At 66.2% G+C, this 12,500-nt stretch carries 17 protein-coding genes and 1 pseudogene; 6 read left to right on the top strand and 12 right to left on the bottom strand.

What is annotated here, in order from left to right; all coding sequences use genetic code 11:
• Positions 1 to 188: 188 nt before the first annotated feature.
• Positions 189 to 641: a hypothetical protein gene (locus ACE101_RS12820; RefSeq protein ID WP_379129849.1), complete on the bottom strand. Its 453-nt coding sequence runs from the start codon at positions 639 to 641 to the stop codon at positions 189 to 191.
• Here ACE101_RS12820 and ACE101_RS12815 point away from each other — a divergent pair.
• The gene (locus ACE101_RS12815; protein WP_379129847.1) at positions 640 to 1,680 is read left to right on the top strand and encodes an AI-2E family transporter; all 1,041 of its coding nucleotides are present in this window, start codon (positions 640 to 642) and stop codon (positions 1,678 to 1,680) included. The genes ACE101_RS12820 and ACE101_RS12815 overlap by 2 nt on opposite strands.
• Before the next feature lie 34 nt (positions 1,681 to 1,714).
• Here the strand turns inward: ACE101_RS12815 and ACE101_RS12810 are convergent, their stop codons facing one another.
• Positions 1,715 to 3,610: a metallophosphoesterase family protein gene (locus ACE101_RS12810; protein WP_379129844.1), complete on the bottom strand. Its 1,896-nt coding sequence runs from the start codon at positions 3,608 to 3,610 to the stop codon at positions 1,715 to 1,717.
• Positions 3,611 to 3,772: 162 nt separating this feature from the next.
• Complete coding sequence (locus tag ACE101_RS12805; RefSeq protein ID WP_379129841.1) at positions 3,773 to 4,003, bottom strand: hypothetical protein; 231 nt, start codon at positions 4,001 to 4,003, stop codon at positions 3,773 to 3,775.
• Here ACE101_RS12805 and ACE101_RS12800 point away from each other — a divergent pair.
• Positions 3,980 to 5,017, top strand: a complete 1,038-nt coding sequence (locus ACE101_RS12800; protein ID WP_379129838.1) for a winged helix-turn-helix domain-containing protein — start codon at positions 3,980 to 3,982, stop codon at positions 5,015 to 5,017. The genes ACE101_RS12805 and ACE101_RS12800 overlap by 24 nt on opposite strands.
• A gap of 466 nt (positions 5,018 to 5,483) precedes the next feature.
• On the opposite strand, the gene ACE101_RS12795 is transcribed toward ACE101_RS12800, so the two are convergent.
• From ACE101_RS12795 to ACE101_RS12760, 8 genes are all read right to left on the bottom strand, one after another.
• Entirely contained in the window at positions 5,484 to 6,932 is a 1,449-nt protein-coding gene (locus ACE101_RS12795; protein ID WP_379129835.1) for a DUF1254 domain-containing protein, read from the bottom strand.
• Between the two features lie 552 nt (positions 6,933 to 7,484).
• On the bottom strand, positions 7,485 to 7,796 hold the full coding sequence (locus ACE101_RS12790; protein ID WP_379129834.1) for a hypothetical protein: 312 nt from the start codon (positions 7,794 to 7,796) through the stop codon (positions 7,485 to 7,487).
• Positions 7,797 to 8,244: 448 nt separating this feature from the next.
• Entirely contained in the window at positions 8,245 to 8,442 is a 198-nt protein-coding gene (locus tag ACE101_RS12785; RefSeq protein WP_379129832.1) for a hypothetical protein, read from the bottom strand.
• A 70-nt stretch (positions 8,443 to 8,512) separates the two neighbouring features.
• Positions 8,513 to 8,875, bottom strand: a complete 363-nt coding sequence (locus ACE101_RS12780; RefSeq protein WP_379129830.1) for a DUF6481 family protein — start codon at positions 8,873 to 8,875, stop codon at positions 8,513 to 8,515.
• A gap of 2 nt (positions 8,876 to 8,877) precedes the next feature.
• Positions 8,878 to 9,099 (bottom strand): hypothetical protein, encoded by a 222-nt coding sequence (locus ACE101_RS12775; protein WP_379129827.1) that lies wholly within the window; start codon positions 9,097 to 9,099, stop codon positions 8,878 to 8,880.
• An 87-nt stretch (positions 9,100 to 9,186) separates the two neighbouring features.
• Positions 9,187 to 9,396: a cold-shock protein gene (locus ACE101_RS12770; protein ID WP_379129824.1), complete on the bottom strand. Its 210-nt coding sequence runs from the start codon at positions 9,394 to 9,396 to the stop codon at positions 9,187 to 9,189.
• Positions 9,397 to 9,712: 316 nt separating this feature from the next.
• The gene (locus ACE101_RS12765; RefSeq protein ID WP_379129821.1) at positions 9,713 to 9,844 is read right to left on the bottom strand and encodes a hypothetical protein; all 132 of its coding nucleotides are present in this window, start codon (positions 9,842 to 9,844) and stop codon (positions 9,713 to 9,715) included.
• Positions 9,841 to 10,191 (bottom strand): hypothetical protein, encoded by a 351-nt coding sequence (locus tag ACE101_RS12760; protein ID WP_379129819.1) that lies wholly within the window; start codon positions 10,189 to 10,191, stop codon positions 9,841 to 9,843. The genes ACE101_RS12765 and ACE101_RS12760 overlap by 4 nt, the downstream gene beginning before the upstream one ends.
• 126 nt (positions 10,192 to 10,317) lie before the next feature.
• On the opposite strand from ACE101_RS12760, the gene ACE101_RS12755 reads away from it, so the two are divergent.
• Complete coding sequence (locus ACE101_RS12755; RefSeq protein ID WP_379129817.1) at positions 10,318 to 10,458, top strand: hypothetical protein; 141 nt, start codon at positions 10,318 to 10,320, stop codon at positions 10,456 to 10,458.
• 16 nt (positions 10,459 to 10,474) lie between these two features.
• Here the strand turns inward: ACE101_RS12755 and ACE101_RS12750 are convergent.
• Positions 10,475 to 11,523 (bottom strand): annotated as a pseudogene (locus tag ACE101_RS12750) (transposase).
• A 113-nt stretch (positions 11,524 to 11,636) separates the two neighbouring features.
• Here ACE101_RS12750 and ACE101_RS12745 point away from each other — a divergent pair.
• The 3 genes from ACE101_RS12745 (at position 11,637) to ACE101_RS12735 (ending at position 12,471) form a co-directional block, all read left to right on the top strand.
• On the top strand, positions 11,637 to 11,831 hold the full coding sequence (locus ACE101_RS12745; protein ID WP_379129814.1) for a hypothetical protein: 195 nt from the start codon (positions 11,637 to 11,639) through the stop codon (positions 11,829 to 11,831).
• 72 nt (positions 11,832 to 11,903) lie between these two features.
• The gene (locus ACE101_RS12740; RefSeq protein WP_379129811.1) at positions 11,904 to 12,158 is read left to right on the top strand and encodes a hypothetical protein; all 255 of its coding nucleotides are present in this window, start codon (positions 11,904 to 11,906) and stop codon (positions 12,156 to 12,158) included.
• A 31-nt stretch (positions 12,159 to 12,189) separates the two neighbouring features.
• Positions 12,190 to 12,471: an adenylosuccinate synthase gene (locus tag ACE101_RS12735; protein WP_379129809.1), complete on the top strand. Its 282-nt coding sequence runs from the start codon at positions 12,190 to 12,192 to the stop codon at positions 12,469 to 12,471.
• The last annotated feature ends 29 nt before the right edge of the window (positions 12,472 to 12,500 follow it).

The raw sequence follows: 12,500 nt of genomic DNA, 5'->3' as shown, positions 1-12,500 counted from the left end.
ATCCGGAAAGAACACCAATCAATGGTAGAAAATCCTATCTGGCATCAGACATGTCATGTCCTGAAGCTTGGCGGCGCACCGTGGAACGATGAGATCGTGCACGGTCCGACTGCCGGCGCGGGGCCGGCGCGGGGCCTTCCCACCGATCGTGAAACCGGAAACGGGATACCGCCATCCCAGCGCACATGTTAGTGTATGCCGGTCGCATTGCTGATGATGATCAGCATCAAGCAAGATCTGATTCCACGACGATCCTTCGGCCCCGTCTCGCGATGGAGGCCGGACGCGCGGCGCGCCGGGAGACGATGATGAAAGCTTTTCTCGGAGCGCTCATCCTCGCATGGGTCCTCGGCCCGGTCGGCGCAGGCGCTCGAACGCCCGAGCAGCCGATGGCCGAGCGCTCCGCCCGACAGGCGGAGTGCCTCAAGAAGGCGAAGCTTCAACGCTTCGGCCGTCGGTTCGCGGCCCGGAACCGGTTTCTGAGGCGATGCATGGCGTCGTCCTGACGCCATCGGCACCATGATCACGGCGCATTCCGCCCCCGGGGGGCCGAACAGCCTGCTCTCGCGCAACAGGCGGATCGCGGCCCTGCCGGCAGGTGCGGTGACGAGGCAAGCGCGGTGACGGGGAGACAGCAGCATGCGCGAACCGACAGCCGGCCTCGTCCTGATCGGCATCTGCGCCGCGGTTCTCATCGGTGCAGCGTTGTCGCTTGCCCGGGCGGTGTTTGCGCCGGTCGCTTTCGCGCTCTTCGTCATCGCCATCGTGTGGCCGTTCCAGCGGTGGCTTCAGACGGTCCTTCCGAAGATCGTGGCCATCCTGATCACCGTCGCCGTCACGACGGTGATCATCACGGTTTTCGCCTCGTTGATCGCGTGGGGCTTCGGCAGGGTGGTCCGGTCGGTGATCAATGACGCCGCACGCATCCAGGCGATCTACGCTCAGATGGTGGATTGGCTGGAGACCCACGGCATCGTGCTCGCTGGCCTCTGGGCTGAGCACTTCAACATGCGCTGGCTGATCCGGGTGCTGCCGGAGGTCACCAACCGGATGAGCGGAACGGCCACGTTCCTGTTCGTCGTCCTGATCTACGTCATCCTGGGGCTTCTCGAAGTCGATGACGTGGCGCGAAAGCTCCGCCTCGCGCGCCGGCAAGACATCGGGCCGGTGCTGCTGGCCGGGGGCGCCAGGACGGCTGTCAAGCTTCGCCGCTTCATGCTCGTCAGGACCCTGATGAGCGCGCTGACGGGATTTCTCGTATGGGCGTTCGCCGCCCTCGCGGGCGTCGAGCTCGCCGTGGAATGGGGCGTCATCGCCTTCGTCCTGAACTACATCCCGGTGATCGGGCCGCTCATCGCGACGACCTTCCCCACCCTCTATGCGACCGCCCAATTCTCCTCCTGGCAGACGGGCCTGATCATCTTCGCAGGCCTCAACCTCATCCAGTTCCTGGTCGGGAGTTACCTCGAGCCGCGCGTGGCAGGCAATGCTCTGTCGATCTCGCCGTTCGTGATCCTGTTCACCGTCTTCTTCTGGACGTTTCTGTGGGGAATAACGGGCGCCTTCATCGGCGTGCCGATCGCGATCGCGGTCCTGACGCTGTGCGACGAGCATCCGTCCGGTCGCTGGCTGGCGGAGCTGGTGGGGTCCCGCGACGATCGGATGGAGGATCGCGCGTGAGGCCGCGACGCCCGAGGCAAGGCCTGGACCGGACTCAGCCCGCGATGGCTCCGGCGGAGACTCCGGGGGCGCGCATGTCGACGCGCTCCGGTTCCAGCAACCGCAGGCGGTGATCCGCGTCGGACGCCAAGGTGTGGACGTAGAAGTAGGGATCATCGCCGTCCGCCGTCCCCATGACGGGCGACGGAGCCGACACGATGAGCAATCCGCCGCACTCGCCGATCCAGTCCACATGGCGATGGCCGTGCATCACCACGGCGTGGTTGGCGAAGCGCTGCAATCTCCGGATGAACCAGCTGCCGTTGATGAGCGCGGTTCCGATCCGCTCGGACAGGACCTTGGCGGGCTTCGGGTACTCCATCGGGTGATGATGAAGCGCCACGATCCAGCTGGCTGCGGGATACTGGCGGACGGCGATCTCGACGGCGCGGGCTTGGTCGGCCGACACGATCCCGAGCGCATTGGTGAAGGAGAAATGCGTATCGGCGTTCGAGTTCAGGAGGATGATGCCGAGACCATCGGCGGAGGCGGGCGGCCGAACCAGCGGGAAGAGGTCGGTCCAGAGCGTGGCGAGGGTTCCGGCCCGGCGGGGCCGCCCCCGGTCCGAGAACAGGCGGATCGCGCCATGATGCGGCGCGAGGGCATCCGAGAGACGATCGCCGAGCCGGTTCGCGTCCCGGTCGACGACCCGCACCGTCGTTCCTTGCAGGGCCTCCAGGGCCGAGAGGGTGCGCAACTGGCGCAACCGCTTTCTCGGGCTTGTCGGCAGGTCGAGCCGCGCCGGATTCGTCCGGTCGATGACGTTGACGTCATGGTTGCCGGGGAGCGCGACGATCAGACCGGACAGCGTCGGGTAGAGCGCCAGCGCATCGAAGAATTCCGCCCATTCGGTTGCGAGGCCGGCATCGGTGAGATCGCCCGTGATGAGCACGGCGTCGAGCGGGTCCGCCGCATGGATCGCCTCCAGCCGCGCGAGCACGCCGTGCACTCTCTGGTTCCCCTGAGGCCCCGACCGGCCGCTCTCGATCCTGAACCCGTACCGCTCCCCGACGACGTGCAGGTCGGACAGGTGGGCGACGCGCCATCGTCGCGCATCCGCGGGGGGAGCGTGGAAGGAGCGGAGGTCCCAGGGTTGCGGCATCACCGCATCGATCGCACCCCAGACGATGCCTGCCGCTCCGAAATAGCCGGCAACCATCACGACGGCGTTGGCCAGAGCCGGGCGCACGAGGTGATGCGGCGCGTTGAGATCGGCCAGGCCGGCCGTCCAGCGGGTCTCCGGCCAAGCCAGCACCACGATCGCGAGCCCGATCGCGCCGATCGCCAGCCCGGAAACGGCAGCCAGCGAGGCCCGCAGCGCGACGATCGTCGCCCGGCTCGCATCCGGCGGGAGCAGGCCTTCGGCGAGGTGGCGCAAGGTTTCGCGGCAGAGCGCATAGCCGGGCTGAACCACGAGCCCGTTGAGCGACCAGAAGCTGGACTCCGCGAGGCGGAACAATGGCCGGCCGCCCAACCACGCGACGACGGCGAGCACCGGAAGCAGGAGGGCCGGCCAGGCGCCGCTCGGGACGGCCGACACTTTGGACGAGACGCCGGCGACCCAGGCGGAGACGATCAGGGGCGCCGCGCCGAGCACGAGTCCCGGAACGCCGATCAACAGGCTCCACGCGACCGCGAGCTTCGGAAGGCTGACTTCCGCGAGCAGGTTGCCCGCCAGTGACAGGATCGAACGCCGCTTCGTGCTGGACCGGTCAGCCTCGATATCCCCTCGGCGTGGATTGATGATCGACATGGCGGGCCACCTCCCGAGCGAGCCCCTGAGAGGCAAGCGGGCTTCTCCAGCCAAGCATTCTTCGCAAATCCCTGCCCGAACGCACGCCAGAAATCGACCGGGCCGTGCTGGCTCCGTTGCTGCATCGGCATGCGGCACAACCGGCTCCGCGAAGGAGGAGAATGGCGAATGCCCGCTCGCCGGGGGCAGGCCGGTCCCGCCTCGCTTGCCGGAGCCGGCGCCGCGCCCATTTACCCGCAAGATCCGCGACATCGTGCATGGGAGCCCCATGACTTCGGACGGTCATTTCTCTGCTTCGGATCAGCCGGATCTGATGCCGGTTGATCGTATGATCTTCATCGCCCCGATATCGGGAGAGCGGTCCTGAGGTCGGAACTCTCCGCTTCCGAGGCCCGTCGCATCGCCCTGACGGCGCAGGGCTTCAACGCCCGCATCCGTGGCGGCATCGTCGGCCCGGCACAGCTGCGACAATCGATCGGCCGGCTTGGCCTGCTTCAGATCGACAGCGTGAACGTTCTTGTTCGCGCGCATTACCTGCCGGTTTTCTCGCGTCTGGGTTCGTACGATCCTGCGCTCCTGGACGCGCTCGTGGCGACGAAGCCCAAGGACTATTTCGAATATTGGGGGCATGAAGCATCGCTGCTGCCCGTCGACTGCCAGCCTCTGCTGCGGTGGCGGATGGCCCGCGCGCTTCGCGGCAAGGGCGTTTGGCGTCAGCTCGAACCCTTTGCGGGCGAGAAGCGCGCCGAGGCCGATGCCTTGCTCGACCGCATCAGAGCCGAGGGGCCGCTGGCCGCGTCCGACGTTGCAGGCCGCCGCGCTCCCAAAGGGATGTGGGTATGGAGTGACGCCAAGCACGCGCTCGAATGGCTGTTCTGGGCAGGTCTGGTCGCCGCGACCCACCGTCGGGGCAGCTTCGAGCGGGTGTACGACCTGCCCGAACGTGTTCTGCCTCAAGCGGTTCTGGAGCGACCCACCCCTCACGGCGTCGATGCCCGGCGGGCGCTCCTCGCGCGGGCGGCGCGGGCGCTTGGAATTGCGACGGCGGACGACCTGCGCGATTACTACCGCGTCCCCGCGGCGGATGTTCGACTGCCAATCGAGCAGTTGACCGAGGAAGGGACCATCATCCCCGTGCGCGTGCGTGGCTGGCAGCAGCAGGCCTACTTGCACAAGGACGCTCGTGCGGGCCGCAAAATCGAAGGCGCGGCGTTGCTGTCGCCGTTCGATCCGCTCATCTGGCACCGCCCGCGGACCGAGAGAGTGTTCGGGTTCCGCTATCGGCTGGAGATCTACACGCCCGCGCATAAGCGCGAACACGGTTACTACGTTCTGCCGTTTCTGCTGGACGGCGCACTCGTGGCGCGCGTGGACCTGAAGGCGGACCGCAAGGCCCGCACGCTGATCGTGCAGCGGATGCACGTTGAGCCGAGTGCGCCGCGATGCACGCTCGAACGGCTGATGGACGAGCTGCGCCTGATGGCGTCATGGCTCGGCTTGTCGAAGCTCGTCCCCGCAGCGGCGTTCGCCGCCTCTGCGCAATGACGGTCTCTCAGGGCAGCTTCAGCCAGCGTCTGGCGGATCCAGGTGGTAACGGCGCGGTCAGGCCGGCCCCGCGTCGCCTGCGACGGCAGCTCCCAGGCGCAGCCTTATGCAATCAGGACCCGGCCCTTTCGCGGCGCCGTTCGTCTTTCCCTGATTTGCCACGGGAATATCGGCGTACCGGCATTCGGCCCCGTCAGGAGCAATCGTGATGTCTCGCCGCCGACGCAGACCGATCGAGCCACACTGGCGCGGCGACGTCCGGCTCGGATCTTCCCGAGCGCCGTCACCGGCGACGTCCAGGCCCGGCCGGTGACGGTCTCCTTCGCGCGCCGACGAGTGCCAGCACCGTTCCACACCCCACCATCCCGGGCATCGTCCGACGAAGTGGATCCCGGTTCGTCGCGGACGATGCGGCAAGATCGAAGACCTGGAGCAGCGCCCGATGGCACCGTGATCGCGTGCTGCTCTAGAGCGCAGCAGTGGAGGCGCGGGTCACGGGCGGCGGCGCCCACGAGCCGTTCAGCAAGGCGTCCTTCGGCCAGTAGGTGCGCAGCATCAGGACGAATGGTCCGCGAGGGGCAGGCAGCCAGTTCGACTCGCGCTGAGCACCGGGGCTCTCGGTCTGGATGAAGAGATCGACCGAGCCGTCCGGATTGGCCTGCAGGTTGTTGCGCGGGCTGACCGTGTAGCGGTTGAGCGGGTTGTCGACGAAGAAGAAGTCCGCGTCATACATGGTCAGCGACCAGAAGCCGTCGACGGGCGGCAATTCGCCGGCGGGGAAGCGCATCACGTATTTCGCGGTGCCGGTCAGCCGCCGGCCCGCAGCATCGACGGTGGTCAGGGGGTAGACCGCGTCCTGGGGCAGATTGCAGCCGAGTCCGACCGCAGTGACCAACGCGCGCTGCAGATAGTCCTTGCCGTAATCACCGCCATCGGTCGTGAAGGTCCAGCCGTTGATGTGCCGGCCCGTCGTCTTCATGTGTCCCATGATGCGGGCGATGGCCTGCTTCGGGGCCCGCTCGACCGCATCCCGAACCGATGGGGTCAGGGCTCTCGGATCGAAGGGGCGCCCGGGCACGATGCCGAGCGAGGCCATCTTGGCGACCGCGACCCCGTCCGCGAGAGCGGGCGGGTTATCCTTCATCAGCGCGGCGAGCAAGTTGAAGTAGGTGGCCGCGTCCAGATTGTTGACTTGCTCGCGCACGGCCGTCTTGCCGTCGATGCCTGGATCGACCCGTCCCGCCGGAGGCGTGTACGCGTTCGCGGCCGCGCTGGCGGGGACGAGGCGGTACTGGTCCTGCAGGGCGTGGACCGCCTTGTAATCCTCGGGCGTGCCCGTGCAGTACGTTCGGCCGATGATCCAGATCAGGTTGGTTGGGGCCTGGATCAGCTTGGCGCCGGATGGGACGCTGCCGCTCCAACCGGGCCCTGCAATGAAGTAGGTCTGCGGGCCGGTGCCGGTCGTGCGCTTACCCGGCACGGCGAAGACGTTCGTCCAGGCACTGAGCATCGGCATGAGGAAGTAGCGCCCGTCCTCGTTCGGGATGCTGAGGATGTAAGGCTCCCGGCCGAGGTCGAGGAAGGCACTGGAATAGAGCGTGTCCGCGTTGGGGGCCGTGACGGCCCGGAACTTGGCGTCCGGGTATTCCCGCAAATTGGCGAACTGGCCCATAGGAGCATTTTTACCTTCGGGCGCAACCACGTTGGTGAGGATGCGCCGGGTCATCTCCACGGTGACGAGCGGGTAGCCGTAGATGTAGGCATCCGTGGCCAGCTCCAGCGGATCCGACACGGCGTTGTTGCCGATGAGGAGCGCGTCCTGAGCCGCATCCTGGGCCGAGGCAGGCGGAAGGCCGGTCCCGATGAGCGGGACCGTGGCGGCGCCTGCGGCGAAGATCCGTCTGGTGACACCCATAGCTGCCTCCGTTGCCCCTCATGCGGGTCGCGCCGAAGGCCCGGGTCGGCCGGCACGATGACCGGAGGCCCACCCTCGCCCGCCGATGAGGTGTGTCTCGCTCAGTCCGGCCCACGTTCATCGTGCGACCTGAGCCGCGCATGTCTCGGACAGCTTAGCCTGCTGCACTCCGCTCAACTTGATCCGGCGAGACAAGCAAACCTGACGGCACTCACGCCCGCTTGTCCGGCGGGGGATCCGGCCAGTGCTCACGAGGGCGCGCGATGCCGCGACTCCGGACATCCTCTGCGATGCGGATCGGGCCGTGCGGCCGGCGACGCTCGCGGCACGGGTGGAGAGGGAGAGTCGGGGGCATCCCGAGGTATTCCGGCGAGGTGCGTCTGGCCCGCGTCCAGACGAAGCCTCCGGACCGAGGCCGGTTCGTTCATGCCCCCATCGCAGGACGAACGCTCGGGATCACCGGCCCGGAAATCGGGATGAGCCCTCCGGCCAGCTTGACGGCGTCATACTTGCCGCACGACTTGCAGGCTGCCTCGCGCCACTCCGGCGATGTCACTCCTCAGGGGACGTCGATCCCGAGCGGTTCCGCTCCTTCGCGTGGAGGGTACGAACGATCGCTTCGCCGATGAGATCGGAAACAAGCCTGCCGTTGTCCGTGAATGGCATCATCGAGACGATGTCCACTTCTCGGTATCGACTATCGTCAACGGCAATCTTATACGTTTCGCCTTCGGGCTCGTCGCAATCTTTTATCAACAACACGCGACAGTCGTTGACTTCACCATATACATGCAAAATATCGAAGATGAGAGTAGCCGAGACGGGTCGATTCGAGCGGAAGTTAGGCCGAATAACATTCGTCATAGCCTATATCCTTGTCAGTCGAGTTCGACCGTCCTGAGCCGCAAGAGACGAGAGGTCAGGTCTCGGAAGGGTCCGTCTTGGACGCTTCGGTGGGAGGGGCCTTCTGGAACGGCTTGTTCCGAGGAGCCCGGGAAGCGCCTGCCGGCTTGACGCTGGGCACGGGCGCAAGACGCGCGACGCGCTGCTTGAACTCCTCGTCGGAGGGACCGCGGGCCGCTCCGGTGACGAAACTCTTAGCCATGACAGCCTCTTTTCGGCGGCTCGATCCGAGACCCGCGGCGGAGCAAGCGGGCCGGCATCGAGCCAGAAACATTTCGTCGACGATCACACGGACGTTCTGACAATATCATCCGGCGAGCCGAATTCGAGATTCAAGACGAACGGCGCCGCTGAGCGTGGGAGAAGATTTAGGCTTGCGGCCGGGGCCGCACCGACTTGGTGCGGACGCTCAACCGACCGAGGCGATCTCGCTCTCACGCACCGCCCGCTCTCCCATGCGAGAGCGAATGCGGTAAGACGCCTCTCCGTTGCGGTCCTCCGGCATCAGCTGCACAATTTCAAAGATGTCGCCGCTGCTCGTCAGCTTGTCGGAGAACCCATTTTGAAGCATTCGCACCTGCTGACGAAGCTTGAACTTGTGAGACATAAAACGTCCTCCTGTGCCGCAAGCGAAGCGGCCGAGATTTCAGGCGGGTTGCGACCGCGGCAGCGCCCGTTCAAGCGCGCGCACGAGCCTTGCGCGCCGCATACCGTGCATCACGTGCGGCTTTCTGTTCAGCCTGACGCGCCAGTGCACGCGCGGCCGTTTCAGCCTCGGCATGCGCTTGGTCTGCCGCTTCCTGCGCGCGCGCGCGGGCCCGCTCGGCCTCTCCGCGAGCCGTTTCCATCTGGCGAGCGGCCTCCCGCTCGGCCAGACGAATGTTGCGTGCATGGATGATCGCCTGTCGCTCTGCGCGACGCGATGCGAGAGCCGGATCGGCTTCCGTAGGCCGCCTCTGAAAGCGGCTCAGCGTCGTGCGTCTTGCTTCGGCGGCCGATTTCAGTCTGTCGCCAAACGGGGCTTCCTTGAACCTGCCCATGGCTACATCCGACTCAGGCTGATGGAGCGCACCGGACTTAAGAACCGGTCGGCAAGATGCCAGTGCAACTCTCGCACCGACTGATATTCGTATGTCCGGTCGATCAAATGGCTGACGTCGATACGCTCGCCGTCAACCTGCCGCCAAATCTGCTGAACATGAAAGACCGGGCGTTCATTGCGGGCGCAATTGGCGTTTTTATTAGAGATAAAGGTAAATATCACCTATTATAACCTGTTCGAGTTCATACCTGCCCGAGGCGGGCAGGAAACGAGATGCGGGCGGGATGCCCGCATCTCGTTGTGTTCGCGCTAAGCCGCCCGGAGATTGCCGGCCGACTGCTTGCCGCTACGCCGATCGGTCTCCAGTTCGTACGAGACCTTCTGGCCTTCGGAGAGGGAGTGAAGACCCGCCCGCTCAACGGCGGAGATATGGACGAACACGTCCTTGCTGCCGTCATCCGGCTGGATGAAACCGAAGCCCTTCTGGACGTTGAACCACTTTACGGTGCCGGTGCTCATGGCTGTATCCTTGTTTTGCAAATATACACGCGAGCTTAACGTGCGATCAGCAGCGCAAAGCCCAACCTATCGATAGAATTTGGAGAGAGTGCCAGAGCATGCGCCCCGCCGAGCAGGACGCCGAGGCCCGGAGGTCCGGCCAAAGTTCGATACCTCTGATATGGGCCGCTTCAGCCCCGATAGCAAGGCGCCGAGGTGAAAAGACCTCATCGCCCTGCCCTGGCCGCGGCCGAACGGGGGTTCGGACGCCCTTGTTCAGCAGCCAGCCCCGGCGAGGCGCACGGTTGCGCGCCACACCGGTACTGACCTGATTGAATTAGTGTTTCGCGCCGGACTTGGCCGCTGGCGTGAGCAAGCCCTTGGTGCTCGGGGCAGCCGCGATGGTCTTCGGCTTCTCCTTCTTCGGCTTCTTGGCCTCGCGGTTGCCGCGTTTGCGATCATCGCTCATGAGGACCTCTCCGGTGAGATGTCGGTGGTTTTCACGTCTTCCCCGTCCGGCCTGGTCGGCCTTGAAAGATGCGTGAAATCGGCAAGCACAGCGGCGACCATCATCCGCAAGCGAGGGTCCTCGCAGGCGAAGGAGGCTGCGAACCGTTCGAGCAGGTAACGCGCCTTGGCTGCGGCCTCGGGCCAGGTCACAGCCTCGGCTGCGAAAAGATGCTCCTCAAGGTCGTGCTGGCGTTCGGCCAGCGCGGCGTGCTGAGACGCGACTTCAGCACGCTTGCGGCGAAGGTTAGTTGCTTTTTGAGCGGCCATCCCACGCCGCTCGTCCAGTTCGATCGAGCGGTCCGTCATAGGCGCTGCCTGTCTTTTCCGTGGATATCATGACACGGTTCACGCGCTGCGTCCGAAATTTTCTAGGATGGCGAAGTGTGCTGCGTGACCGGGCGCGGGTTGAGGCTTCGTGTCGGGAGGTGCGCCATGTGCCGCACTCAGGTCCGTGTTCCCGATCGCGAACAGATCCTCACGCCGGTTTGCCAGACCTGCCCGGCCTGCGGCCATGCCATGCGGATCCGCTACGAGAACCGGCGCACGCTGGTGTGTACCGCCCGCGGTTTGTGAGACACCGATCTGAAGCCTACGCGGCCAGAGCCTCGGGTGGAAGCCGCGCGGCCCGAACAGCCACCGGTGGGCGGAAGCCGTGCCGCTCGATCAGCCACGTCGCATTGTAGATCTCCCGGAACGCCAGCAGGGCGCGGCGCAGGTCCTCGACCGTGTCGAAGTGCTCCACCTAGAGCAGGTTTTCCTTGAGCGTGCGGAGGAAGCGCTCGGCGCAGCCATTCCCCTCCGGCGCACGCACGAAGGCGGGCGAACTCGCGATGCCGAGAAACCCCAGTTCCGCCTGAAAATCATCCGACATGGACTGACTGCCATGGTCGTGCCGGACACTCGGGCCACGGGCCACCCGTGCCTCGAAGCCCTCGAAGCGCTGCCTCACGCCCTGGCGGATCGGCTCCAGCGCCTCGAAGCGCGTGGCCCGTCGCGCCGCATGGATGCCGACACACGCGGCCGAGCAGTGGTCGAGGGCGACGAACACCGCGACCTGACCCTCGCCGGTCCAGGTGGTGGTCAGGTCCGTGCCCCACATGGTGGCCACCGCCTCCGGGACGATGGTGCCGTCGTGCGTGCGCGGACCGCGCGGCGCACCGACGCGAGAGGGGGCGAGCGGATCATGGGCGCGCATCAGGCGCAGCACGCGGCGCTTGGGGGTGCGCACGCCCGTGTGGCGCAGCCACGCCCAGACCTTGCGGTGGCCCTCGCCGTGGAAGGGACTGCCGGTGAGGGTGGCGCGGATCTCGTCGAGCAGCGCCGCATCCGGCATCGGCCCGACTGGGCCGGGACGCCGCGCCGGTTCGGATCGGGCAGGAGAGAGGTGGCGGTGAACGGTGGCGCGCGACACGCCCCAGATCCGGCACAGCCGGGCCAGCCCATAACCTGCGCCGCTGGACGGCGAGACGGCCCGGCTCATGGCCGCAACCTCCTGCGGACCAAAGGGCCAGGGCGGCGCGCCTCCTGGGCGGCGATCTTGGCCTCCAGCAGCACCGCATCCCGCTTGCGTTGCCGGGACATGCGCCCGCCGCGACCCGGACCGACCGAACCCGCATCCGCCCGGATGTCCGTGCTCATCGTCCTCACCCCTGTCGCGGAGACCCTCCGCTAACGGGGTGTCTCAAGCAATCGGGAGGCGGAGGAATACCGATCGCTTTCGACGCCACGTGGCTGCCGATCGCCGAACGCACGTGAGGCAGGTCTACCGCAACGGCGACTCCATCGGCCGCGTGCGGCGGTGGGAGGAGACCAGGCCGGGTGAGTTGACCCGCGAGTGGTTCACCGCTGAACGCTGGAAGAATGCCCTGTACGTGCGGGTCGAGGGCACGCATCCGACCTTCGAGGAAGCGATGGAGCGGATCGTCTTCTACGGCGTCGCCCACTGATTCCGCGCGCTCCCCCGAGACTCCCGCCCGTCCCGCTGTTAGAACGGAAAAAGAACACGCGGGAGGCCGGCAATGGCGATGCGGACGACGTTCGTGGTTCAGACGTTTGAGATCCACCGTAAGAAGCTGCGCCCTGGCACGCGCGACGTGGCGCCGACCGAAAGTGGAGCGCTGAAGCGGGCGGAGGCCATCGCCGCGCGGATGCCGGGCGCAGCGGCGCTCAAGATCGTGGCCGACGACGAGACCGGCGAGCTGGACGGGGTCTCGATCCTGGGGCGGTTCGGGGAGATCCCGGAGGATTTCGCCGAGCAGATCGCGGGCGGCTGAGGCGAACGGAATTCAGGTCAAGGATTACACCATGGCGCTCAAGGCGAAGTCAGCCTCCGAAACCAAGGCTGCGGAGTTGGCGTCGGCGCTTGTGCGGATCGCAGACCGGGAAGGCGTCCCGCTTCAGGTCGGCGTGGATCAGCTCCGGCAAGGCAATCGCTGTCTTACTCCCCTCGCGATCGGTCAGATGTTCCGCAAGCACCGCGACAGCCTGGAGGCGGCTCTGTCGGAGCGCGGCTATACACTGATCGATTACGCCGATCAGGGCCCCGGCCAAGGCATGGAGTTCGCAATCGGATCAGCCTCGGAGTGAGGCCTGAACGAAAAGCCCCGCCAGGACAG

It is taken from the genome of Methylobacterium carpenticola, from assembly GCF_042748905.1.
Taxonomy (GTDB): Bacteria; Pseudomonadota; Alphaproteobacteria; order Rhizobiales; family Beijerinckiaceae; genus Methylobacterium; species Methylobacterium carpenticola.
This window is presented reverse-complemented; position numbering and strand designations above follow the sequence as displayed.